19 protein-coding genes and 2 pseudogenes are annotated in these 24,068 nt (G+C 69.3%); 13 read left to right on the top strand and 8 right to left on the bottom strand.

All coding sequences use genetic code 11. The features are described 5' to 3' along the window. Positions 1-202 precede the first annotated feature (202 nt). From ACFYXH_RS13875 to ACFYXH_RS13860, 4 genes are all read left to right on the top strand, one after another. Positions 203-973, top strand: coding sequence for a class I SAM-dependent methyltransferase (locus ACFYXH_RS13875; RefSeq protein WP_389562352.1), 771 nt, complete (start codon positions 203-205; stop codon positions 971-973). Between the two features lie 178 nt (positions 974-1,151). Next, on the top strand, positions 1,152-2,354 hold the full coding sequence (locus tag ACFYXH_RS13870) for a hypothetical protein (protein WP_389562350.1): 1,203 nt from the start codon (positions 1,152-1,154) through the stop codon (positions 2,352-2,354). A gap of 25 nt (positions 2,355-2,379) precedes the next feature. Beyond that, positions 2,380-3,336: a class I SAM-dependent methyltransferase gene (locus tag ACFYXH_RS13865; protein ID WP_389562348.1), complete on the top strand. Its 957-nt coding sequence runs from the start codon at positions 2,380-2,382 to the stop codon at positions 3,334-3,336. Continuing rightward, positions 3,329-3,922 (top strand): low molecular weight phosphatase family protein, encoded by a 594-nt coding sequence (locus tag ACFYXH_RS13860; protein ID WP_389562346.1) that lies wholly within the window; start codon positions 3,329-3,331, stop codon positions 3,920-3,922. The genes ACFYXH_RS13865 and ACFYXH_RS13860 overlap by 8 nt, the downstream gene beginning before the upstream one ends. 17 nt (positions 3,923-3,939) lie before the next feature. Here ACFYXH_RS13860 and ACFYXH_RS13855 read toward each other — a convergent pair whose 3' ends face one another. Together ACFYXH_RS13855 and ACFYXH_RS13850 are read right to left on the bottom strand one after the other, a co-directional pair. Then, complete coding sequence (locus ACFYXH_RS13855; protein ID WP_389562344.1) at positions 3,940-5,739, bottom strand: DUF4012 domain-containing protein; 1,800 nt, start codon at positions 5,737-5,739, stop codon at positions 3,940-3,942. Positions 5,740-5,807: 68 nt separating this feature from the next. Then, positions 5,808-6,740, bottom strand: coding sequence for a hypothetical protein (locus ACFYXH_RS13850; protein WP_389562342.1), 933 nt, complete (start codon positions 6,738-6,740; stop codon positions 5,808-5,810). Positions 6,741-7,471: 731 nt separating this feature from the next. Here ACFYXH_RS13850 and ACFYXH_RS13845 point away from each other — a divergent pair. From ACFYXH_RS13845 to ACFYXH_RS13835, 3 genes are all read left to right on the top strand, one after another. Further along, positions 7,472-8,443 (top strand): ATP-binding cassette domain-containing protein, encoded by a 972-nt coding sequence (locus tag ACFYXH_RS13845; protein WP_389562340.1) that lies wholly within the window; start codon positions 7,472-7,474, stop codon positions 8,441-8,443. A gap of 8 nt (positions 8,444-8,451) precedes the next feature. Next, positions 8,452-9,240 (top strand): ABC transporter permease, encoded by a 789-nt coding sequence (locus ACFYXH_RS13840; RefSeq protein WP_389562988.1) that lies wholly within the window; start codon positions 8,452-8,454, stop codon positions 9,238-9,240. A 71-nt stretch (positions 9,241-9,311) separates the two neighbouring features. Next, on the top strand, positions 9,312-10,613 hold the full coding sequence (locus ACFYXH_RS13835) for a cytochrome P450 (RefSeq protein ID WP_389562339.1): 1,302 nt from the start codon (positions 9,312-9,314) through the stop codon (positions 10,611-10,613). Here the strand turns inward: ACFYXH_RS13835 and ACFYXH_RS13830 are convergent. Next, positions 10,610-13,822 (bottom strand): ATP-binding protein, encoded by a 3,213-nt coding sequence (locus ACFYXH_RS13830; RefSeq protein ID WP_389562337.1) that lies wholly within the window; start codon positions 13,820-13,822, stop codon positions 10,610-10,612. The two genes, ACFYXH_RS13835 and ACFYXH_RS13830, sit on opposite strands and share 4 nt — an antisense overlap. A 71-nt stretch (positions 13,823-13,893) precedes the next feature. After that, a complete protein-coding gene (locus tag ACFYXH_RS13825; protein WP_389562335.1) occupies positions 13,894-14,370 on the bottom strand; it encodes a copper-binding protein in 477 nt (158 codons plus the stop codon). A gap of 170 nt (positions 14,371-14,540) precedes the next feature. On the opposite strand from ACFYXH_RS13825, the gene ACFYXH_RS13820 reads away from it, so the two are divergent. Together ACFYXH_RS13820 and ACFYXH_RS13815 are read left to right on the top strand one after the other, a co-directional pair. Then, positions 14,541-15,119 (top strand): RNA polymerase sigma factor, encoded by a 579-nt coding sequence (locus ACFYXH_RS13820; RefSeq protein WP_389562333.1) that lies wholly within the window; start codon positions 14,541-14,543, stop codon positions 15,117-15,119. Continuing rightward, the gene (locus tag ACFYXH_RS13815) at positions 15,116-15,802 is read left to right on the top strand and encodes a zf-HC2 domain-containing protein (protein ID WP_389562332.1); all 687 of its coding nucleotides are present in this window, start codon (positions 15,116-15,118) and stop codon (positions 15,800-15,802) included. Before ACFYXH_RS13820 ends, ACFYXH_RS13815 begins: the two co-directional genes overlap by 4 nt. Before the next feature lies 1 nt (position 15,803). Here the strand turns inward: ACFYXH_RS13815 and ACFYXH_RS13810 are convergent, their stop codons facing one another. Next, positions 15,804-16,706: a serine hydrolase domain-containing protein gene (locus ACFYXH_RS13810; RefSeq protein ID WP_389562330.1), complete on the bottom strand. Its 903-nt coding sequence runs from the start codon at positions 16,704-16,706 to the stop codon at positions 15,804-15,806. Positions 16,707-17,028: 322 nt separating this feature from the next. Here ACFYXH_RS13810 and ACFYXH_RS13805 point away from each other — a divergent pair, with 322 nt between their 5' ends. Beyond that, positions 17,029-18,555: an SDR family oxidoreductase gene (locus ACFYXH_RS13805; RefSeq protein WP_389562329.1), complete on the top strand. Its 1,527-nt coding sequence runs from the start codon at positions 17,029-17,031 to the stop codon at positions 18,553-18,555. A 13-nt stretch (positions 18,556-18,568) separates the two neighbouring features. Continuing rightward, a pseudogene (locus tag ACFYXH_RS13800) lies at positions 18,569-18,661 on the top strand (XRE family transcriptional regulator); the annotation flags it as partial. Positions 18,662-19,990: 1,329 nt separating this feature from the next. On the opposite strand, the gene ACFYXH_RS13795 reads toward ACFYXH_RS13800, so the two are convergent. Both ACFYXH_RS13795 and ACFYXH_RS13790 read right to left on the bottom strand, forming a co-directional pair. After that, positions 19,991-20,356: a hypothetical protein gene (locus tag ACFYXH_RS13795; protein WP_389562327.1), complete on the bottom strand. Its 366-nt coding sequence runs from the start codon at positions 20,354-20,356 to the stop codon at positions 19,991-19,993. 197 nt (positions 20,357-20,553) lie between these two features. Then, on the bottom strand, positions 20,554-21,390 hold the full coding sequence (locus ACFYXH_RS13790; RefSeq protein WP_389562325.1) for a helix-turn-helix transcriptional regulator: 837 nt from the start codon (positions 21,388-21,390) through the stop codon (positions 20,554-20,556). 452 nt (positions 21,391-21,842) lie between these two features. On the opposite strand from ACFYXH_RS13790, the gene ACFYXH_RS13785 reads away from it, so the two are divergent. Beyond that, positions 21,843-22,523 carry a pyridoxamine 5'-phosphate oxidase family protein gene (locus tag ACFYXH_RS13785; protein ID WP_389562323.1) on the top strand — a complete coding sequence of 227 codons (681 nt, stop codon included), beginning with the start codon at positions 21,843-21,845 and terminating at the stop codon, positions 22,521-22,523. After that, positions 22,520-22,693: pseudogene (locus ACFYXH_RS13780) on the top strand (hypothetical protein); the annotation flags it as partial. The gene ACFYXH_RS13785 and the pseudogene ACFYXH_RS13780, both read left to right, overlap by 4 nt. Positions 22,694-22,853: 160 nt before the next feature. On the opposite strand, the gene ACFYXH_RS13775 reads toward ACFYXH_RS13780, so the two are convergent. Continuing rightward, complete coding sequence (locus ACFYXH_RS13775; protein WP_389562321.1) at positions 22,854-23,969, bottom strand: agmatinase family protein; 1,116 nt, start codon at positions 23,967-23,969, stop codon at positions 22,854-22,856. Positions 23,970-24,068 lie beyond the last annotated feature (99 nt).

The raw sequence follows: 24,068 nt of genomic DNA, 5'->3' as shown, positions 1-24,068 counted from the left end.
CCAAAGCCTGATACTTACCACACGTATATGGGCATTTCTCTGAGCCTTGCTCGCGCAACGGCCGCTTCTCCTTTTCGGGAAACATCACCGTGTGCTCTGATCCGGTGACCTCTTCCGTCCGGCACCGTCAACATCGCGGTCAGCCCCGAACGGCGGGTTATGGTCGCCGAGCCCTGACCGGTGAATGCGTGTGGGAGCTGACATGGCGATCGACGCCCCTGAAATTCTTGGGACTCAGGCAATGACTTCGGCATGCCAAGCCATCTTGGCCTGCCGCGGTGGGCTTGCCCGGGGTGACCGCGTGCTGGACTTCGGATGCGGTTCGGGCCGGCATGTCCGCGAGTTCGCTGCCGCAGGCTACGAGGTGACAGGCGTGGACAGGCCTGTGGAGCAATTGGCCGCACAGTGGTCAGAACTGTCGACGGACGGCAGGGAATGCCTCCACTTCTCCGACGAGGAGGGGAAGTTCCCATTCCCCTCCGATTCCTTCGACTTCTGCTACTCAACCTCCGTGTTCGAACATGTGATGAGCTACGACAAGCCGATCGGTGAAATCGCTCGGGTCCTTAAACCCGGCGCCTGGACCCTGCACATCTTCCCTGCTCGCTGGCGGCCGGTGGAGCCGCACATCTTCACCCCCTTCGGTGGGCGGTTCCAGCATCCGGCGCTCGTTTCCCTGTGGGCGCGGCTCGGCATCCGCAATTCCTTCCAGCGGTGCCTCACTGCTGCCGAGACTGCGGCACGCAACGTTGAATACAGCAGAAGCGGTATCAACTACCCAACAAAACGCGAAATTTCTCAAGCCTTCGGTCGTCACTTCTCGCAAGTCGAGTTCGTGGAGCGCGATTTCGTCATGGCGACACGGAACGTCAGCCGGGCCTCCGGACTTCTCGCTCCTGTAATCTCGTGGCCTGTGGTCGAGTCCCTGTACCGGGGTTTTCATACTCGGGTCGTGCTTGCCCGCAAGGGGTAGGCCGTAGTCCCAGTGGCCGGTATGCGCCACGCGCACAGATTCGGAAGAGGCCGGTTTCACCATGCGCGCAGAGACTGTGCTCAGGACGCCTGCCGGCGCTCACTCTTCCACCCCTGACAGTCCACGTAGGTCGCTCTGGGGTGCGCTCGCGGTATTCACAGTCGCGGCAGTTCTGCACTTGGGCGTTGTCCTGGTCGTCCACTCGCAGACGAACGGATACGCGCTCTTTCCCGATGCTCGGGGATACGACTCCGTCAGCGATGCGATCGCCGAGGCCTGGCGCAGCGGGAGCCGGTTGGATACGCGAGATCTGTCAGGGCTGGTCGGTTCGGCGGTGTGGGGCTACCCAGCGATCATGGCGCTGTGCAAAGTCATGACCGGCGGCGGGTGGCTTGCCGCCAAGGCAGTGCTCGCTCTGCTCGCGGCCACCGGCGCGGTCGCAGCGTACGGATTGGCCATGGCATCCGGGCGGGGGCACAAGCGAGCCGCCGCCGTTGGGCTGATGGTGGGCACGAGTCCGTCCCTCATGCTGTGGGATGCCTGGGGTCTGAAGGACGGGCTGATCACCAGCCTCGTCCTGTGGTCGTTGCTTGCGCAGACCCGGGCACGCTTCTCGCTTGCTTGTGTCAGCACGATGCTGAGCATCTGCGCATGCCTGTACCTGAGACCTGCCGCAGCGCTCTTTCTCGCGGTCGCCTTGCTCGCTCGGGTGAAATTCCGCCGCGAGTACCTGGTGGGCTCCTTGATCGTCGCAGGGGCCGCCGCCCTCTTCATTCTTCCTCGCATGATGACGCTCTTCGGTCTCGTGGACAGTCTGGAGGTCCACGACGGGACCCGTCTCGGCTTCACCGGTGGATACGGCTCGCAGAACCTGCTGAATCATCCTCAGTACCTGGTGACCTTGCTGTTCGGGCCGTTCCCTTGGGAGTACGGGGCGGGGACCGCGGTCCCGGAACGCTGGCTCTATCCGGGCACCGTCATCTGGATCGCCTCCCTTGCCCTTGCTCCCACTGCGTTGCGAAGGGCATGGGCGGACGCCACAGGGGTCGGTCGTGCCGCGGTCCTGGGATCGGCGGCGTACGCCGCTGTGTACATGGTGACTTTCGGCGGATCCTTTTACCGGCAGCGGTCCCTGCTCGAATGCGTGCTGATCATTCTGGTCGTGCTTTACCTCCCTCTCTCTCCGGTCGTGGCCATGACGCGGATCCATGTGTGGCTTGCTCTCGTTGCCGGCGTGGCCGTCGTACACAGCCCGCATCTCACGCCCACGATATGGAGCAAGTGGCTGGCTGTGTGCGTCATTGGTCTGGCTGTCTTGCTGACATTCATGTGCGGCGTCCGGCAGGGAGCGGCACGTCGATTTCGTGACCGCCGAACGTAGAAACGCCTCCTGAAAGGATTGCTCGATGCTGGATTCCTCATCGAATCCCTGTCCTCTCTGCGGTGCGTCATCCGCGGCTACGCTGTCTCAGGTCCACCTCTCCGACGTCTGGCAGGCATACGCGGAGCAGTGGGCCACGGCATTCTCGGACGATGTCATCGCGAAGTACGGGGACGGTCCCGTCGCCCTCCGCCGTTGCGGCCGTTGCGAGCTGGACTGGTTCGACCCGGCGCTGGAGGGCGATTCCGGCTTCTACTCCCAGCTCTTCACCGGCGGGATCGCATACGAGACATGGCGCTGGGAGTTCGATCAGGCCGCGCAGCGTATCGTCGACGGTGCACGGGTGGTCGAAGTGGGCTCGGGCGAAGGTGCCTTCCTCCGTTCCGTACTCCGACGCTGCAGTTCCGTCGAGGCGCTCGAGAAGAACCCTGACGCCGCGGACCTGCTGCGTGCGGCCGGCATCAAGGTGAGCGAGGACGACGTCCGCGCCGACGCCCTGGTCCGTCCCGCCCGGGCTGACGTCGTCTGCGCTTTCCAGGTCCTGGAACACGTGGCAGACGTACGCGGCTTTCTCTCCGCGCTGGCGACGATTGTGGTGCCGGGCGGTGAGATCCTCCTCTCCGTGCCGAACCGTGAGCGGTTGTTCCGCCAGGATCTGGAACCGAACGACTGCCCACCGCACCACCTCTCCCGGTGGAGCCCCCGGCAGTTCACCGCCGTGGCCGAGGTCCTCGGTATGGACCTCGTCCTCGTCGAGTGCCAGCCGCCTTCTCTGTACTACACCCGGGCAGCACGTCAACGACCCGTCCGGATGGCGCTGCGTCCCGTGACCGGTGCGTGGATGGCGCAGTTGGCGGGCCGTGCCACCGCCCGGGTGCGCATGCCGGAACGTCGCCATGCGCGCTTGGTCGCCGAAGGCCGCTTCGCGTCCCGGGGCGAGTACGGACACACCATGTTTGCGGTGCTCCGCCGTCGTGGGTGATGCCGTGATCGACTGCTCCACCGTGCGTGAACCGTTCCGTGTGCTCGTCGTCTGCACCGGAAACTTGCATCGCTCGCCACTGGCAGAACGTCTGCTGACCTCCCGACTGGCTTCGGCATCGGGCAAGTTCCGGGTGTCGAGCGCGGGTACCGCCGCGGTGAACGGCACACCGATGGACCCGGTCGCCGCCGCCCTGCTCACCGAGATGGGCGGGGATCCCGCCGGAGCCACCGCCCGAAGGCTCACCGCAGCCACCGTGAGCGCCGCGGCACTGGTTCTGGGTGCCGCCACAGAACACCGCGAGGCAGCGGTACGGCTCCGTCCGGTGCATGGACTCGGACGCGCCTTCACGCTGCGGGAGTTCGCCCGGCTGCTTCACGAGGACGACGCGGCTGGTCTGACCGACCCGGCCGAACGGGCCGCAGCCCTGACCAGAGGGGCCGCGGCCCGGCGGGGAGTGAGCGGCGGGGGACGGTGGGACGACGACCTGGTCGACCCCTACGGTGCTTCCGAAGGAGAGGCAAGGGCGTGCGCCGCCCGTATCACAGAAGCAGTGGAACGGATCGCCGCAGCAGTGCTGGGCTGACCGGCAGGGTCCCCCGCTCAGTCTCCGTAGCAGCCCGAGGACGGGTGCACGGTGGCCCGCAGCGGGCGCGTCAGTCGCTGGTGGAAGACGGTGGGCGCACGGTCGGCCGGAGGCTCCAGCAGGTGCAGCGTCACCGTGCGGCTGCCGCCCGCGGGCACCTCGACGTCGAACCTGTACACCGGATGTCCGCGCTCGACGCCCGGTGACGTGAAAGCCGTCCGCCCGTCAACGGTCGCCTTGATCAGACTCGCCCCGGCGGTCGCGTAGTAGGAGACGAGCAGGCGATTGTCACCCGCATGCGTCGCATAGGTCGGCTTGTCCAGACGGGCGGTGACGTATGCCGGAAGTCCTGAGGGCGGTGCATGGTTGGTGAGAACCGCCTTGACCGTGACCTCGCGGCCGGTGGTGGTGCAGTGGCCGGGATACCAGTCCAGCGTGCGGTCGAGGTAGTAGTCCAGCTTGGTGCCGGCGGCGTTGTTGACCACCAGCCCGGCGTAGGGCTCCGGGCTCCGCGGCAAGGAGCCGCCGACCGGGCGTGATTCCAGCTCCCGCTGCTCGTCCGGGTGGGCGCTCCAGGCGGTCATCTGCCCGTTGCGCAGCACCTCATACAGCCCGAGGAGCAGCGCGGGCCGCAGTTGGGGATCCTCGGCGGCGGTCATCAACCGCCCGGCAGCGGCGCGGGCCACGTCCAGCAGGAAAGCCTTGCGCTTGAGCGGGTCCGGGTACGTCATGTAATTGGTGCGCTCGCTGATGTCCACCACGTTGTCCGCGCTGACGACTGTGCCGTCGGTCGTGCGCGCCTGCCCGGAAGCAGCGAGCAGCCGGGCCAGCGCGCCCGGATCCAGTGCGAGTACGCCATCGACACGCTCGCCGCTCTTGTCGAGCCAGCCGGCCGACCAGATGCGCGCAGCGTAGGGGAAGTGCGGGCTCATATTGGAGTTGGGCCACGTGTTCATCGCGTCGTTGTGTCCGTACATGGTGGCGAACTCGGCACCGAGGTCCACCTTGGGGCGAGCGCTCATCATCGCGGAGTCGTGCCCGAACTGCGTCAGCGCGAGCATGCCCTTGTCGGCTGTCAGCGTGGCATAGGCACCAGGCATTCCACCGGTTCCACGCGCCTCTGCGGGGTTCTGGAACACCACGAAGTAACGCCGCGGACCGTCCGCCCCCAGCATCAGCGGCAGGAGGCGGGCGCCGGTGGCGGCGTTCTCCACAGCGGGCGCCATCCGGTCCAGCCGGCTGACGAGTTGGTCCCGGATCCGGTCCACGGCGGGCAGCCAGGTGTGGCGGGGCAATCTGCGGGCCTCCGTACGCGTTGCCGCCACCTGTCGTGAGGCCTGCTCGAGAGCTGGGGCGGCACTGCGCAGTTCGGCGAGGTTCAGGTGCCCGCCACCGGCCCCTGCGCCGTTGGTGATGTTGCCGGCGGCGCTCACGACGGCCGGCAGCACCTCGCCGGCCAGCCGGTCGACGGCCTTGGCCGTACCACGGACGGTCGCGAGAGGGCCTCCGAGGCCGGGCAGGTGCGCGGCCAGGGACCACGCGGGTCCGCTGGTGAGCCGGTGCGCCCGGGCCGCGTGCGCCGCAGCGGAACGGCCCGCTGCTTCGGCGCGCGCCCTACGGCCCGTGGCGCCACTCGCCGTCGAGACCGGCGAGGGGGACGCCGTCACCGTGTTCCGCAGCGTCTCCAGGTCGAGTCGGGCCGCGAGCAGCTCGCTACGGGCGTACAGGCCCGTGACGAGCACCCAGCCCGAACCGGCGAGAAGAAAGCCTGCCGCCACCCACATCACCGGCCTGATGCGACGGTGATTCCGTCGCACCAGGCCGGTGACATAAGACAGAACGGCGCTGGCCGAGAGTCTTTGGGTGGTCCACGGCATCGTTGGTCTCAGCCGCGTTCAGCGTCAGTGCGCCGACGCCTGGCGATCACCAGTGTCCCGCCACCGAGAAGCAACAGACCACCTGCCGCGGTGAGCAGAGCCACCGGTGCATCCGAGGAACCGGTGTCCGCAAGCCCGGAGGTTTTGTTGCCATGACCGGAGGAGCCGTTGTCGTGACCTGAGTTGGAGGAGCCCCCATTCTCGTCACCGTGCCCGTCGTCGTTGCCGCCGCCGTGCCCGTCACCGCGCCCGTCGCCGTCACCGTCGCCGTCGCCGTCGCCGTGCCCGTCACCGGGTCGTCCGTGCCCGTCGCCGTCGCCGTCCCCGTCACCGGGTCGTCCGTGCCCGTCACCGTCGCCGGGCGGATGGCTCCCGCCGCCGTCGCCGGGCGGATGAGTCCCGCCGCCGCCGGGCGGCTGGCTCCCGCCACCGTTACCGGGGGCAGCGGACACGGTCACCGTCGCGGACAGCGTGAGTCCGGATGTCTGGCCGACGAGCTGGAAGAGGTAGGTGCCCGCTCGGACGCGCGGGGGGATGGTGACCGTTCCCGTCACAATGCCGTTGGCGTCGGCGGTGAAGGTGCCGAGCACCACGCCTCCTCCGCCGCCCCCTCCTCCTCCGCCGCCCCCGCTTCCTCCGCCATCGCCGTTCGGTGTGGGCGACGCAAGGGGCCGTACGGACGCGGGCGATGCCCTCAGTGCGGCCCTGGCTGCGGCTCCGGGTGCGGGGACGAGGCCGGCGACAACCTGCTCAAGGGGTTGGAAGCCGGTCGCGGTGTGGTTGATCGGATCGCCGGGGACCACGGTGTTGTCGTCGATCACAACACCGGGAGCTGGTGGGTACTGTGCGAACGCCGGATCGGCGGCCACCAGTGAAGCGGCGGCAATCAGGCTTGTGGTGGTGGCGGCCAGGGCGACACGCCATCCAGAACGTCTGGGCATCGGGTCGGGGCTCCTTCGGAAGGCGCTTGATGAGTGATCGTCCGTTGTTGTCGGCGTGGGGAGAGTCGAGCGATCAATGCCGGACAGGCTGTGGGAAGTTTCTGTTTCAGGCCGTGGCCCCGCGGCCGGCTATGCGGACGCAGAAGCCCCACCGCGTTTGTCGAGCAGCTCGGTGCGGACGGCCATCCGGACCGGCCCCAGTGTGAAATCGACTCGGTACGTGTTCGCGCACTCCAGGGGCGCACCATGGCGTGGGTGAACAGGTCCGCCGTCTGCACCACCTCCACCGACATCGCGCTGATCACTCCCTTGCCTCAATCGGCACTGCCGCAGGTCTTCTGCCATCGCCGACTGCCCGATTCGGACGACTTCCGGGCCATGACTCATCGGCAGCAAGGCCATCGACCGAGATCAAGCAACAGGATCCATAGACGTGGGCGGCTCCGGCAAAACAGGCTCACCCGGGGCTCCACAGGACGGCGCAGTGGATGCACTCATGTGGCCCTCAGCGCTCGCGGCCGCGGCCTGACTCTGGTGGGGCCTGTCGCGAAGCGGGAGACCTTGGACTGAGGCGTGCCCGTGCCTGCCCCCGGCGACATCGGCGCACGGCGTGGCAGGACGAGCGCGATCAGAGTCCTCGTACGGCAGCTGCGCGTCCGGTTCACGGGCGTCGTGCCGACTGAAACCACAGTGAAACCGCGGTGAAGCTCACCGCTCGCACGCTCTGCGGCATGACTTCGAACCAACGCCTCACCCCAACCCGACCGGCCATCGAGGCCACCGGGCTGCGCAAGTCGTACGGCGACAAGGTCGTGCTCGACGGCATCGATCTGAACGTCGCCAAGGGAACGATCTTCTCGCTGCTCGGTCCCAACGGCGCCGGCAAGACCACCGCGGTCCAGATCCTGTCCACACTGATCACCGCCGACAGCGGTCGGCTGAGCGTTGCCGGGCACGATCCGGCCACCGACCCCCAAGCGGTACGCGCCGCGATCGGTGTCACCGGCCAGTTCTCCGCGGTCGACAACATGATCACCGGCGAGGAGAACATGACCCTCATGGCGGACCTGCACCACCTGGGCCGCCGCGAGGGCCGCCGGCGCACTGCCGAGCTGCTGGAGCGCTTCGATCTGGTCGACGCGGCCAAGGAGCCGGCCTCCACCTACTCCGGCGGTATGCGACGCCGGCTCGACATCGCGATGACCCTGGTCGGCGGCCCGAGCGTGATCTTTCTCGACGAGCCGACCACCGGGCTCGACCCGCGCAGCCGCCACAACATGTGGGAGATCATCCGCGACTTGGTGGCCGGCGGCGTCACGGTCTTCCTGACGACGCAGTACCTGGAGGAGGCCGACCAGCTCGCGGACCGGATCGCGGTACTCAACCAGGGAAAGCTCGTCGCTCAGGGCACTCCGGAGGAGCTCAAGCGCCTTGTCCCCGGCGGTCACGTCCGGCTGACGTTCGGCGACGGCAGCGCATTCGAGGCGGCCGCCCGTGCCTTTGGCCTGGGTCTGCGGGACGCCGACGCGCTCACGCTCAACGTCCCGAACGACGGCAGCGTACGCGGACTGCGCGCCGTTCTCGACGTACTCGACGCCGCGTCGATCGAGGTCGACGAACTGTCCGTGCACACCCCCGATCTCGACGACGTGTTCTTCGCGGTCACCGGCCGCCCCGACAACGAGAAGGTGCAAGCCCGATGAGTTCCACGATGAGTTCGACGTCGTACGCCCTGCGCGACTCCGCCACCATGCTGCGGCGCAATCTGCTGCACGCCAGGCGCTACCCCTCCATGACGATCGGCGTCGTGGCCATGCCGATCATCATGCTGCTCCTCTTCGTGTACGTCTTCGGCAGCGCGCTGAGCAATGGGCTCGGCGGCGGCGGGGACCGCGCCGCGTACATCGCCTATGTCGTACCGGGAATCCTGCTGATCACCGTGGGCTCGGGGTCGACACCGACAGCGGTGGCCGTCTGCACCGACATGGCCGAAGGGATCGTCGCCCGCTTCCGCACCATGGCGATCTCCCGCGCCTCCGTCCTGATCGGCCATGTGGTCGGCAGCGTGATCCAGACCGTGGTCAGCCTGACCCTGGTGGTCGGTGTCGCTCTCGCGATCGGATTCCGGTCCAGCGCGACGCCCGTCGAGTGGCTGGCCGCGGCCGGGATCCTGACCCTGATCGCCTTCGCGCTCACCTGGGTTGCGGTCGGCCTCGGCCTGAAGAGCCCGAACCCCGAGGCGGCGAGCAACGCCGTGCTTCCGCTCTCGTTCCTGCTGCCCTTCATCAGCAGCGCCTTCGTACCGGTGGACTCGATGCCGTCCTGGATCCGCTGGTTCGCCGAGTACCAGCCGTTCACCACCGTCATCGAGACCCTGCGCGGACTGCTGACGGGGACTGAGATCGGCAACAACGGGCTGATCGCCGTCGCCTGGTGCCTCGGTATCACCGTGGCCGGTTACCTCTGGTCGAAGAAGATCTTCAACCGTGACCCCCGCTGACCCGAAACCCCAACTCCCCTGCAGCTCCGACCCCTCCGAAGCTCCGACCCCTCCGCCCGGAAAGGCGCATCATGTCCGAGAACACAGTCCATCTGACGCCCGAGCTCGTCGAGGACCCGGTCCGGGGATACGCGAACCTCCGTACGCAGGCCGAGCTCCCCCATGTGGTGCTTCCGGGGCTCCGGACACCGGTCCGGCTCATCACCCGCTACGCCGACGTGAAGGCCGCCCTGACCGAGCCCCGGCTGATCCGGGACCGCTCCAAGGTGCCCGGCGGGGCCGAAGGTTCCGACCCCCAGGCCGAACTGTTGGAGGCCGCGTTCGAGGGCTTCCCGCCCGAGTACGCGAAGTATGTGACCGACCATCTGTCGCTGTTCGACGGCGAGGAGCACGCCCGGCGCCGCGCCCCGCTCACCCGGGCGTTCACCGCCCGGCGCATCGCCGCCCTCCGGTCGTTCGTGGAGCGAGCCGCCGGGGATCTGATCCGCGAGCTCGCCGCGAAGGGCGAGGCCGATCTGCTGGGCGAGTTCGCCTACCCGCTGACCACGGTCGTCATCTGCGAGCTCGTCGGCGTCGACGAGGCGGACCGGTCGCAGGTGTGCGAGTGGATACGCGACTTCGCGTACGGCGACGGAAGCCGGATGGCCGACGGGCTCATCGGCATCGTGGAGTACGTCAAGGAGCTCGTCGCGCGGCGGCGGGCCGAGCCCACCGAGGACCTCATCTCCGCGCTGGTCTCGAGCGCCCGCGGCGACGAAGAACCTCCCCCAGCCTCCGGCTGGGGGGACCCCCATCTCGCTCCGCTCGCCGACGACGAGCTGGTCTCGGTCGTCTTCCTCCTGATCGGCACCGGCATCACCCCGCCCGCCCTCTTCCTCGCCCACGCGGTACTCGCCCTGTTCGACCACCCGGACCAGCTGGCCCGGCTCCGTGCCGAGCCGGAGCTGCTGGAGCGGGCCGTACCCGAACTGCTCCGCCATGTCACCCTCGTACGGATCGGCGCCTCGATGTATGCCACCGAGGATTTCGAGTTCGCCGGGACCGCGCTGAAGAAGGGCGAGACGGTGACGGTGGCCCTGCTCGCCGCGAACCATGACCCGCAGGAGTACGGGGACGCACCGGAACGGCTCGACATCACACGGGAGTTCGGCCGCGGTGACGGTCATCTCGCCTTCGGCCACGGCGCCCACTACTGCCTGGGCGCAGCCCTCGGCCGCCTGGTCACCTCGGTGGTCTTCGACCAGTTGCTCGTCCAGCGGCCGGACACCGCGCTCGCCGTGGGCCGGGACGAGCTGGAGTTCGGGCACTGGCCGGCGGACGGCTTCCACCTGATCCGGTTGCCGGTACGTCTCCAGGGGGTGTCGGGTTCCTAGGGGGTGTCCCGTTCCTCCAGCGCCGTCAGCGCGGCGGCCCGCAGTCCGTCCCCGTCCAGGGCGGCGTACTCCGACACGGCGTCGGCGTACGCGGCCCTGTCGGCCTGTTCGGCCGCCCGCCGCGCCCGGGCGGAGGACATGGTGGGCTGGAAGTTGCGAAGATGACGGAAGCGATCTGCCAGGGCGAGAAACCGCGCCCCCGACCTCGTACGGCCGTGGTCGAGGTCGACCGCGCCGAGCGCGAGCAGCAGCGCACCGCAGACCGGGGAGGTCACCAGGGTCGGCAGGCCGTCACGGCGCGTCAGCAGCGCCCCGAGCCTGTCCTCCACAGCGCCGCTGATCTCCTCCACGAGGTCGAGCCGGCCGTGCCACGCATGAGCGGTCAAAGCGACGGCCTGGACCTCCAGAAGCCAGGGTTCCAGGTCCCGTTCGGCGCCGAACACCGGGCCCGCGCTGTTCTTCACCTGATCGACGGCCCGGCGCCACAGACGCAGACCCGCTTCGGTCTCGCCACGCGCGAGCGCGATCTCCGCGCGTGCCCCGAGGCCGGGCGTGAGCACGTCCGAGGTCTCCCGCGGCTGGTTGAGCATCATCTGCTCGAGCCAGCGCTCCGCCTCGTCGACCGCGCCGGTCTGCAGACTGGCGAGCACCATTCCCCAGCGGATCCCGAGCGAGTCCGTCGCCACCCCGAGCTTCTCGAGGACGTGCAGGGCCGACTTCATGTGGGGCAGTGCCGCTTCTCCCCGCTCGGCCTGCAGACACAGTTCGGCCATCCGGCAAGGGGCCATGACCTGCACCCACGGGATGTGCCGGTCCTCGAAGGCCTTGAGCATCCGGTCGGCCGCCGTCAGCGCGCGATCCAGGTCGTACTCGCTCTCCCACACATAGCCGGCGACACAGTTGGCGACGCCGGCGAGCAGGGGCTCGTCGCTGTCGCACAGCGCGTTCAGCGCCGAGTGCTCCGGGCCCAGGAGCTCGGGTGCGGCGCACAGCACGATCGAGAGGGCGCCGATCAGGGTGTCCGGCGAGGCCGGCGGCAGCCGGCGCAGGGTGACGAGGGGACGTATCGCCCCGGGACCGACGCCCAGGAACAGATTGGCGGTGCACATGACCGCGGCGGTCCGGGTGGCCTCGACGAGGCCGGGCCCGGGCCGGAAGTGGGAGAGCAGTGGTCCGGTGTCCTGGGTGAGCGGGACGAGGCGGGCGTAGTTGGCCTCGGTGGTCCACAGACTCCCGAGCACCGCGGTGGTCGCCGCGACCGTGGCGCCGTCACCCCGGGCGAGGCCGAGGCGCAGCGCCTGGACGAGGTTGTCCTGCTCGGCCCTGATCAGCTCCCAGGACGCGAAGGGGGCGGGCCCGAACAGCGCATCGTGGTGGGCCGCCCCGAAGTCGCCTGCCCACGCCATGAATTGCCCGGTCACATGGCCGTCCTCGCCGGCCTCCGCCCGACGGGCCGTACTGAATTCACGTACGGTCTCCAGCATTCCGAAGCGTGTGCCGGACACGGTGTCGGTGACCTTGAGCAGGGACTGGTCGACCAGGTCCTCAAGCACCTGGGGGACGTCACTTCCGCCGGGCGTGCCGTCGAACAGCTCATCGGCACCGAACAGCTCGTCGGCACCGAGCAGTTGCTCGGCCGCGTCCGACGTGAAGCCGCTGGGAAAGACCGACAGCGCGCGCAGCGCCGCCCGCCCGGCCGGGTCCAGGAGGTTCCAGCTCCAGTCGACGACGGCGTGCAGAGTGCGGTGGCGCTGTGGTGAGTCCCGTGCCCCGCCGCGCAGCAGGGCGAACCGGTCCTCGAGTTTACGGGCGATGTCGCCGACCGACATGACCCGTACCCGCGCCGCCGCCAGCTCCGCGGCCAGTGGCAGCCCGTCCAGCTGGCGGCAGAGCTCGGCCACCGTCTCGGCGGGCAACTCGACACCGGGGCGGGCGGCCCGCGCTCGCTGCTCGAACAGCTCGACGGTCGTCGGCAGGTTCAACTCCGGCAGCAGATACACCGATTCGGAGGAGATGCCGAGTGGGGCCCGGCTGGTGGTGAGCACCCGCAGATCGCGGGTCATCGACACCAGGGCCTGCACCAGCTCTGCCACGCCGCGGATGACATGCTCACAGTTGTCGAGAACCAGGAGCGCGGGACCGGGACCGAGGGCGCCCACGATGCCGGTGAGGACATCTGTCGGGATGGCGAAGTGGCTCGCCGGAGTGCGCAGCGACTCACCGACGCCGAGGACGGAAGCGACCTCACCGGCCACGTCGTCGTCGCTGGTGAGACCGGCGAGCGCGACGAGATGCACCTCCCGCTGCTCCGCCTCGCGGCTCACCACATGCGCGAGCCGGGTCTTGCCCAGGCCGCCCGCCCCGACGATCGAGGTGACCCGGGACGTGCGCAGCAGCTCGGCCACCGCGGCGATGTCGGCGTCGCGGCCGAGCAGCGGGTTGGGCTCGTGCGGCACCCCACGGCGGACCGCCGGCGCCTCACCCTGCAACAGCTCCTGGTGCACGGCCTGCAGCGCGGGCCCCGGGTCGGTGCCGAGCTCGTCGCGCAGCGTTCGGCGATAGCCGTCGTACGTCGCCAGAGCGGCGGACGGCCCCGCGGTGGCCGCCTCGCAGCGCAACAGCTCGAGCAGCACCTCCTCGTCCCGCGGCAGCTCCCGGACCAGGCCGGTGAGCGGCTCCACCGCCTCGGCCCGGCGGCCGAGCCGCGCGAGGGCCAGGGCGCGGACCCGCATGAGCGACCGATACGTAGGGGCCCGCTCCGCACGCAGCGCGGACACCGGGTCGTCGGGTATGGCGTCCTCATGGAACACGCCACCGCCACCGCCGTCCCACAGCGCAAGCCCCGCCTCGGCGTGCGCGAGCGCCGCCGCATGGTCCCCGGCCCGGGAGCGCTCCGCGCCCGCGGCGGCGCGGCGAAGGACGGCGGAACTGTCCACCTGGTCCTCGCCCAGCGCGAGGCGGTAGCCGGTGGGGGTACTGGCGATCATGTCGGAGCCGAGGCGTGCCCGGGCGCGCGAGACAAGGATCTGCAGCGCCTTGGTCGGATTCTCCGGTTGCCCGTCCGGCCAGAGCCCGTCCACCAGGAGCGCGGTGCTGCATCCTGTGCGCAGCTCGCCCGCGAGGAGGGCGAGCAGGCCGCGCAGCCTGGGCGCGGTGATCTCCTGGTCGCGGCAGGAGACCCGCGACAGCAGGGTCAACTCGGTGGTCATCAGAGAAGGTTAGCCAGCTGTCCGACGGCGCGGCTGTGCCCCGTCGCAGAGTGACTGCGACACCGGCACGCTCAGTAGCCATTGCTCTTCGGCGGGGTCGTGTTCACGGGCGCATCGGTACCACCCACGGTGATCTGCGTCTTCATGCCCAGGTCCTTGTGCCCGTCGACGGGGCAGTAGATCTCGTAGGTGCCGGACTTCAAGGTCACCTCGAGCGTCTCGGAAGCTCCGGGAGTGAGGGTCTTGGTGCGGTGCTCTCCGGCGGGGCCTTCGATCTCCAGGGCGTGGTCGTGATGGCCGCTGTTCTTGGCGACGAAGGCGTAGGCGCCCGGCTTGAACGTCTTCTGTGACAGTGCGATGTGGAAGTCGGTCAGGTCCGCTTTCACCTGCGTCACTGCTGGTTCGACGCTCTTCTTCGGGGGTGTGGAAGTCGTCGAGCCGCCTCCGTTCCCACTTCCGTTTCCACTTCCGCAGCCCGCGAGCACGCCCGCCAGCGCTCCGGCTGCCATCCCCAGCACCACACGGTTCCGGGTGAGTGTCCTTGTCATGGCTCGGCCCTCGCTGGAAGTTCCGTCGTGCAGGGTGTTACGGATGAACCGCGCCGAGGGATTGGCGGTCGGACCACGGACGCCTTGGGCGAACGGAGGAGGAGAATAGGAGGGTGATTTCCCGCGGAGACGGAGCAATCCCTTCGGGGAGGCCGACCGTATCCCCTGGTATGAGGAGAATGGGCCTCCCTCTCGACCACGCGTCGGACGAGGCACTGCTGTCCGGACTGGCGACGGGCGATCCGGAGATCGCCGTTGCGTTCGTGCGCCGCTTCCAGCGCACGGTCTTCGGCGTCGCCATCGTGGTTGTCGGCGATCTCCAGCTTGCCGAGGACATCGCGCAGCAGACGTTCGAGCGGGCGTGGCGGCACGCCCAGATCTACGACTCCCGCCGCGGGTCCGTGAAGACCTGGCTGACGACGATCGCGCACAATCTGGCGATCGACACGGTGCGGGCGCGCAGAGCCAGTCCTGTCGCGCCCGAAGACCTGGACGCGCTTGTCGACATCGTGACCGACACCCCTGAGCAGCGGGCGCTCGCCGACGAGACGTCCGCCCGGCTACGGACCGCGGTGGCGGCTCTGCCACGGGATCAGGCCCGCGCCCTGGTGATGGCGGGGATCTACGGGATGACCGGCCAGCAGATCGCCGAATTCGAGCGGATTCCGCTGGGCACGGCCAAGACCCGGATCAGAACGGCGATGGGCAAGCTGCGGGTGACCCTGGAGGCTGAGGGGAGCCGATCATGAGCTGCATGACCTGCGATCGGCTGGAGGAGCTCGCCCCCGAGCTGGCGCTGGGCGTTCTGCCGGCCCGGGAGCGGGCCGAGGCGGTCGCGCACCTGGACCGCTGTCCCGGCTGTCGGGAACAAATCGAGCAGCTGACCCTCGTCGGGGACGGCCTGCTCGGTCTGCTTCCGGGCAGTGAGCCGCCGGTCGGCTTCGAGACCCGCGTCGCGAACCGGCTGAACCCGTCACGGCCTGCGGCGTGCCGGCGCCTGTGGTCGCGCCTGCGTGTCGCAGCCGCCGCGGCTGCCCTGGCGATCGCCGTCGGCTTCGGCGGCTGGGCCATCGGCACGGCCGTCGACCACTCCGTCGCCCCCGCCTCGGAAACGGTCCAGGTGAACCAGGCTCTCCTGCAGGCGTCCCTCGTCGCGGACGACCACGAAGTGGGCCGGATATTCGCCTATCCGGGTTCGCCGGGCTGGGTGTACATGTCCGTCGACCTGGAGGGTGGCGTCGGAACGGTCAACTGCCGGCTCGTACTCTCCGACGGCCACACGGTTCCGATCGGCTCGTTCGCACTCAAGGACGGCTACGGCTACTGGGGCGCCCCGGCCGCCGTGGACCCCGCGACGGTGTCCGGCGCCCGGCTGACGGCCCCCGACGGTTCCGTCGTCGCCACCGCACACTTCCCGCCGCAGAACCGCTAGGTCACGGGGACCGACGCCGGTCGGTCCCGGCCCCCTGTCCCGCCGCGTTCCCGGCGGCGGCGAGCAGGCCGAGTCCGATCTTGTCGGTGCGGCCGGGCGATCCGCCGAGCCGGTGGACGAGCACCCAGTTCCCCGTCTGCGGGAGCACTCCGGTGAAGGCCGAGGCATCGCGGGTCGCCCCGTTGTGCCACAACAGTGGCCCCGCCGACTGCCAGGACGGCGCCGGTTCGCCCAGAGAGCGCTCGAGCAGCAGTCGGGTGACCACGGTCGCCAGCGCTCGAGGCGTGGCCCACAACCCGCCTGCGGGCAGGATCGGCCCGTCCATGGTCCACCGGGCGCGTTCCCTGCCGAACAGGTTCCGCGCGCTCAGCAGTCGGTCGGCGGGCGGATGCGCGGTGACCTCGTGCACCCCCAGCGGCGTGAGCACATGCTCCCGCACCAATTCCTCGTACGGCCGCCCGGCCGCGGACACCAGGGCCGCACCGAGCACGGCGTAACCGAGGTTGGAGTACTCCTCCTCCTGTCCCGGTTGCCTCACGGCGATCTCCCCGAGTCGGCCGAGGACGGTCCGGAGCGCGTTCTCGTCGAAGGCCGCGTAGGGATCGCGGCCGTTCAGGCCGGGTGGCAGCCGTGGCAGGCCCGACGTGTGGTCTGCCAACTTCCCGAGCGTGATTCCCGATCCGGGCGGTGTCGGGAGCCATTGCTCCACCGCGTCGTCGAGGCCGAGCAGGCCGGCCCGGACCATCCGTATCAGCAGGGTGCCGGTGAGAACCTTGGTCAGGGATCCGATCTCGACGAAGGCGGCCGGATCGTGCCCGTGCCGGGCCAGCGGCGGGGCCGAGCCGCTGAGCACGCAGACAGGAACGGGCCGCAGTGACAGGCCCGCCATCAGGACTGCGCCCACTGCTGGAGAACAGCCTCGCGTTCGGCGGGGCGCACCGACTCGCCGGGTGGTGCACCGAGGTGGATCGCATCCTCGGTGACCCAGAACAGCCCGACCATTGCCACAGTTGATTCCACCGTTCGCGTATTGCCATGGGTTCGGCTGAAAGGCGTTCTCAGGGAGCCCGTCTGACGATCAGCCAACATTTTCCACGGCGCCCATGGCGCCCGCCTTACCGGCGTGCTCATGGAGGGCGGCACCGCAGCCGGGGCCGCTCCATGAGCGGAATCCGTCGGCAGGGGCGAGAGTGGCATTGGTGCACCCCCGCGGATCGGAGGCCTCCATGAGCAGCCGGGACACCCGGAGCCCGCACTGTCTGGTGACAGGCGCGACGGGGTACATCGGAGGCCGGCTGGTGCCCGAATTGCTGGATGCCGGGTACCGCGTACGGTGCATGGCCCGGTCTCCGGACAAGCTGCGCGACCACCCCTGGGCAGGACGGGCCGAGGTGGTACGCGGGGATGTGACCGATCCGGATTCGGTCGGCGACGCGCTGCGCGGTATCGATGTCGCCTATTACCTCGTGCACGCCCTGCGGGCCGGAGACGACTTCGAGGAGACCGACCGGAAGGCCGCCCGGGTGTTCGCCGAGCGTGCCCGCGCCGCGGGCGTACGGCGCATCGTCTACCTGGGCGGACTGACCCCGGCCGATGTGCCGGAGCGCGAACTGTCACCCCATCTGCGCTCCCGCGCCGAGGTCGGCGAGATCTTCCTCCGCTCGGCTGTGCCGGCGACCGTGCTCCGCGCCGCGGTGATCATCGGCTCCGGTTCGGCGTCCTTCGAGATGCTGCGCTACCTCACCGAGCGGCTGCCGGTCATGGTCACACCGAGTTGGGTCAGCACCCGCATCCAGCCGATCGCCGTCCGGGATGTGCTGCGGTATCTGGTGGGTAGTGCCCGGATGCCCGACGAGGTGAACCGCGTGTTCGACATCGGCGGGCCCGACGTCGTGACATACGAGCAGATGATGCGGCGGTACGCGGTGGTGGCCCGCCTGCCCCGCCGCTTCATCCTGCGCGTACCGATGCTGACACCCCGTCTCTCCGGCCTGTGGATCGGCCTGGTCACTCCCGTTCCCGCCTCCCTCGCCCGGCCGCTGACCGAGTCGCTGCGGCACGAGGTCGTCTGCCGCGAACATGAGATCGCCCAGCACGTGCCCGATCCGCCTGGTGCACCGATCGGCTTCGACCAGGCCCTCACCCTGGCCCTGCAGCGCGTACGCGACGCTCAGGTCACCACCCGCTGGTCCTCCGCCTCGCTGCCCGGCGCTCCGAGCGACCCCCTGCCCTCGGACCCGGACTGGGCCGGGGGCAGCCTCTACATCGACCGACGCGCGCTCGCCGTCGATGCCTCACCGAAGGCACTGTGGCAGGTCATCGAGGGGATCGGCGGTGACAACGGCTGGTACTCCTTCCCGCTCGCCTGGGCGGTACGAGGCTGGCTCGACCGGCTGGTCGGAGGCGCCGGACTCCGCCGTGGCCGCCGGGACGCCGCAAGGCTGCGGGTGGGGGACTCGCTGGACTTCTGGCGTGTGGAGGAGATCGAACCGGGCCGGCTGCTGCGGTTGCGTGCCGAGATGCGGCTGCCGGGGCTCGCCTGGCTGGAGATGTACTCCGACCGGGACGAGCAGGGCCGGGCCCGCTACCGGCAGCGGGCGCTGTTCCATCCGCACGGTCTGCTCGGGCATGTCTACTGGTGGAGCGTGTCGCCGTTCCACGCGGTCGTGTTCGGCGGCATGGCCCGCAACATCGCGCAGGCCGCGCTTCAAGCGGACGCCGCGCATGACGGCGAGGGCGCGAACCCGGGCTGACGCCGTGCGTCCGCATCTGCGCCGCCAGGGCGACGGCGGGATGTTCGACAGGTTCGCGGAACACGCCGAGGAACTGTGGAGCCGGGCGGTGCCCGTCCCGTCCTGAAGGGGGGAGGGACACCCGGCCGGTCGCCTGGGAGCCCACACACCGTGTGTAGTTCGCGACACGCTGCTCCGCGGGCATGTGTCGGCAGCGCTCGCCCGCGCAGCCGCGGGTGGGACGAGGCGCGTTTCCGTCAGCGCGAGTTGATGTCGGCGGTGATGGTCACCGAGCGATCAGCCGATGCACAGAACGATCAGACACACCTGCGTCGGTGACGCCGGATTGCCCGGCGACGTCGACGGCGGAAGGGTCGCAGCCGGTGTGTCTGCGCCGGGGCGTTCGGTGGACGCCGGCGCGGGCGGCGCTGTCGTCTCCGGGGCTGGGGCGCCGCCGTTGCCCACGTGCGTCGCCCTCTTGGCCGAATCGGCTGTGATGTGCGGCGTTGCGCTCGGAGCGGCGAGGGGTCGGGCCGTGGCGGCGGAGCTCTGCTGCCGGCTTGTCGTCGCCGTGGAAGGCGTGGCGACGGCGGTGCTGTGCTGCCGGTTGGTCGTCGTGGGTGGGCGAGTGCTTGGATGCCGCGGAGCCGGGGTGTCCGGTTGCTCCAATGACGAGTCGGCGGTCGCTGTCCGCATGTCCGCGGTCACCGGCTCCGGCGGTGAGGCCGCGTGTGTGTGGCTGGTGGAAGGCCTGGTGGTCGGCAGCGCGGCTACGGTCAGGCCGCCACCGACAAGGGCAACGGCCGTTGCGGCCACGGCCCGACGCCGGTTCTTCTTCCAACGTGCCAGCTGCCGACGCCGAGCCGCCCGGCCCTGCCCGGTGGAGGCCGCGCCGTCGAAGCCGCCGGATGAATCAGTGCCCGACGCATCCGCCACCGCGTCTTCGGATGCGTTGCTGCCGATCGGTGCGGCTTCCGAGTGATGAGTGCCGGGGTAGGACCCCGGAGCGGGGACCTCCTCCGCGCGCCATGCCTGCCTCGTCGTTGCGGTAGGGGCGACCGCGCTGTGGAGGCGATGGGTAGGCGGGGCAATGTCCGGAGCGTATGCGCCGCACCCTGGGCACACGAGTGCCCCATTGAGAGTGCGGCGGCATGCGGAGCAGTAGTCCATCTGCGATCTTTCTGTGCTGACTGCGCCGCCAGGGACGCCGGCGACCTGTTTTTCAGTTCGCACGCGGGATCGAGAGGCCAGTAACGCTACTGGCACCCGTCGAAGGTGGCGCGCAGCCCTTGTGATGCTGCTGCAAAGATTTACTGCCGGTTGTGTCTCGTACTCCCGGACATGTCGTTACGAATGCCGGGATGAGAGGCGTGCCGTTCATGGTGAGGTCCGCGTCGTCCTGCATGGTTTGATCGCGGACCTCATGACATACATGTCGCGCTCGACCCGAATTCGGTCAGAGGCGGCGTATCCGTGCAGCGATCCCATGGCCGAGTAGAAGGTAAATAACGGCGGGCAGGCCGTAATTGAGGAAAACCCGCAGACCTTCGGTCTCCATGGTGAAGATGTCCTGGGACCAGCCGGCGAGCCAGTCCGCCATGTCGTGCACAAAGCCGACGAAGACATTCCCTTGGTTGGCGTCGAGCAGGTACAGCAGAATCCACAGGCCCAGAAAGCCTGCAGCTATGTCCGCGATCGTGTGGATGACCAAGGCTGCCCGGTTTGCTCCGGCGCCGTCCCGACTGCGCCCATAGGCGTCCCGGTTACGGTCATAGGGGTTGTAGGTGTCATTTACGGGCACGGGTTCATGGGGATTGCTCATGCCCTCCCTGCTTGCCTTGCCGGAGTGCGCGAAACCTTGCTCAAACCTGCGATTTCATAACGGCTTTCGGCTCTCGAGAGTCATTCAGGTCTGTGGCGCCAACACCGCTGTCCCACAATTCGATGCGGGGAGCCCGGACTTGGGCCGGACTGATCATCGATCCCGCCCATCCAACGGCTACGGCACGGGCACCCAAGTCACCCGAAGGTCTGCGGGCCGACGGCGCAGAGCAGTGCCAGGGCCTGGTGGTCGGGTGTGCCCGGCGCGGCGGTGTAGATGACCAGGCGGAGTGCCGAATCCGTTGCCTCCAGCACATCGCAGTTGAGCGTCAGCCGCCCTACTTCGGGGTGCTCGACTCTCTTGAGCTGCGAGGTGCTCGCGGCGACGTCGGTCCGTGCCCAGAGTTCCGTGAAGCGCGGGCTGGCCGACTGCAGTTCGTCGATGAGCCCGAGCAGGTACGGGTCGGCGGGGAACCGCCCGAGGCTCGCGCGCAGGTCGGCGACGGCGTACGCCTCGAAGTCCGCGGCTTCGGCGGGTGTACGGATCACCCGCGAGGGCCGCCCGGTGAAGTGCCGGCGCAGGATGTTGCGCTCACCGTCCGCACCTGTCGCGTCGTCGCCGAGGAGTGTGATCGCCAGCGGGTTGGCCAGGACGACCCTCCAGGCGCGGTCGACCGCCACCACCGCGGCATCGTTCAGCCGGTCGATGATCCGCTGCAGCCCCGGCGTGATGTGCGCGGACGCGATCCCGGGCGCGGGCGACGAGTGTCCGGCCAGCCGGTAGAGGTGGTCGCGTTCCTCCTCGGTCAGCCGCAGGGCACGTGCCAGGGGCCCGAGAACGGAGGTTGAGGGCCGTCCTGCGCGGCCCTGTTCGAGCCGGGCCAGGTACTCGACCGAGAGCCCGGCCAGGGTGGCGAGCTCCTGGCGGCGCAGCCCGGGCGCGCGCCGGCGCGGGCCGGCCGGCAGGCCGACTTCGGCGGGTGGCAGGCGGTCGCGCCAGGCGCGCAGGCAGCTGCCCAGGTCGGCGTCGCTCATGACTTCATTCTGGCGGCTGGGGGTTCGCGGAGGGTCGCCCAGCGAGTACCAGGATCATTCCGGCCTCCCCGGCCTGGACGGCGCTCCCGCGATGGGCTCTGGGCACCCCGCCGGCTCCGAACCCCGGCAGCTACTGGCGGAAGACCAAGGAGAACAATAGATTCAGTTGAATAGAGATGTAGAAACAACTGATTTCGCGGATCAGTGGCGTAAGCTATGCGATATCGGTAGCGTGCGGTCTTCGAGGGTGACCGTCCTCAGGTATGCCGATGCGTGGCCCCCGGGAGGGATCCGTGCCCGCACGCCGACAGCGCCGGATGACGTTCCCCGCCGGGTCGGCCGTTCGTCTCGTCCGGCCCGGCCCACGTCGGTACGCGGCTTGCCCACCGCCCACCGCCACCGCTCACCGCGCGCCAAAGGCCCCCGTTCAAGGGTTACTTGGAAGAGGTCACGTGAACCAGAGCCCACTGCCGCCCACACTGCCCGCGAACGACCGCACCCGTCACCGCCGACTGCGGGAGCAGGCAAGTCTCGACCGCGCAGCCCTCAACGCAATCCTGGACGCCGGCTTCATGTGCCACTTCGGTGTGGTTGTCGACGGACATCCCATGGTCGTCCCGACCGTCTATGGAACCGACGGGCGGAACCTGTACTTCCATGGCTCGGTGGCCAGCCGGAGCCTTGTCGCCGCGCCGAACGCCGAGGTGTGCGTCACGGTCACGCATGTGGATGGCCTCGTCCTCGCCCGGTCGGTGTTCGAGCACGGCGTCAACTACCGCAGCGCGATGATCTACGGCACGCCCCGCCTCGTCACCGACCCCGAGACGAAACTCGCCGGTCTGCGCTGCCTGACCCAGCACGCCACCCCCGGCCAGTGGGAGTACGCACGTCAGCCCAACCGTAAGGAGCTGGCGGCCACCGCGCTTCTCGCCCTGTCGCTGGAGGAAGCCTCCGTCAAGATCCGCACCGGCGGCCCCGACGACGGTGACGGACCCGACGCCGAACTCGGGATATGGGCCGGCGTCCTGCCCATGGTGACCTCCTTCGGTGAGCCGGAACCTGATCCGGCGCTCAAGGAGGGCATCACTCCGCCGCCCCACATCACCGCCCGCAGCGGCACCCGGGCGGGGTGACCACGGGCGGGCCCGCCACCCGAACGGACCCGAACGGACCCGAACGGACCCGAACGGACCCGAACGGATCCGGACGGGACTGCATACGCCTTCGCGTACGACACCCAACTGCGCCTGACGCAGCGGTCATCAACACGCAGGGACTGGCCCGGTCATACGCATACGACGAGGCGGGCCGTCCGATCGCGGAGACCGACTTCAACGGTCGGACGCCGGTAGACACGCATGACGCCATGGGCAGCCGGCGCCCGGCTAGTAGCGGCGGGTGCGATCGGTCCCAGGCGGCCGGCCGGGGCCTGCGGTGCCCGCTTCACATGCTCGATCGCCGCTCTAGTTCCCTTGCCCGGGCGGCGGTCCGGCGACCGCCGGGTCCAGGTAGGCGGGTCCGGCCAGGCCTTTGCGACGCATGGCGATCCCGGTCAGCGCCTCGAAGATGGCTCGGCGGGCGTTCATTGTGGTGGTGTAGCCGGGATCCAGGTGGGGCGCGACCTCGACGATGTCCATGCCCACGACCGGCGTCTCGTGACAGATCCGGCGGATGGCCGGCAGCAGTTCGCGGTTGGTCAGGCCGGGTGGCTCCGGCGTGCCGGTGCCGGGCGCGAAGGCCGGGTCCAGCACGTCGATGTCCAGCGACACGAACAGAAACTCCGGCCCGTCCAGGGCCTCGTCGATGGCTTGCTGGAGGACCACATCGAATCCGCGGCGGTCGATTTCGGCCATGAAGTGCGCGCGCAGTCCGCGCTCGCGCATCCAGTCGAGCAGTTCGTCGTCGGGCGCGATCGCACTGCGCAGCCCGATCTGGATGAAGTTGCGTCCGGGGACGTGTTCGTCCTCGATCAACCGGCGGATCGGTGTGGCGTGCGAGACGGGATGACCGAACAGGTCGTGGGAGCAGTCCGGATGCGCATCGAAGTGGATCACACCGACCTTGCCCGGACCATACACATCGGCCACGGCGGCGGCATCCGGCCACAGGATCGAGTGGTCCCCGCCGAGGACGATGGGGATCGCGCCCGTTTCGGCGATCTCGCGCACCAGAGCGCGGATCGGTTCCATGGAGTTGTCGATGCTGAACGGGTCGACCGCGGCGTCGCCGTAGTCGACCACCGTCAGCTCCTCGAACGGCTTGATGCGGGTGCTGGGATTGACCAGCATTTGCGGGGTGTTGGGCAGGATCCGCTCGTCGGACCGGATCGCGCGGGGCCCGTAGGCCGCCCCTCGGTGCCCGGTCGACATGTCCACCGGCGCCCCAAGGACTGCCACATCGACGTGGCCGGCACGAAGGTCGTCCGGATTGAGGCACAGCGGCAGCCCGAAGAATGTGGCGATCCCGCCGTAGGCCGGTACGAACGCATACCGCTGCAGGTTGATCGGTCCTGGCTCGCGCCTCGGGTCGGACGTGCGGTCGAGTTCCCATTTCCAGGCGTCTGGGGGTGCCCCTTCCACGATCAGCTCCTCTCGACCCCGTCCCGACAGTCAGCCGGCGCGGATGGCGCCCGGACGACCACACTGTGATCACTGAATCCGACCTGCGGCGATTGCGGC

Source organism: Streptomyces sp. NPDC002730 (genome assembly GCF_042888805.1).
Taxonomy (GTDB): Bacteria; Actinomycetota; Actinomycetes; order Streptomycetales; family Streptomycetaceae; genus Streptomyces.
The sequence above is the reverse complement of the archived record's forward strand: the minus strand, read 5'-3'. Positions and strand labels throughout refer to the sequence as shown.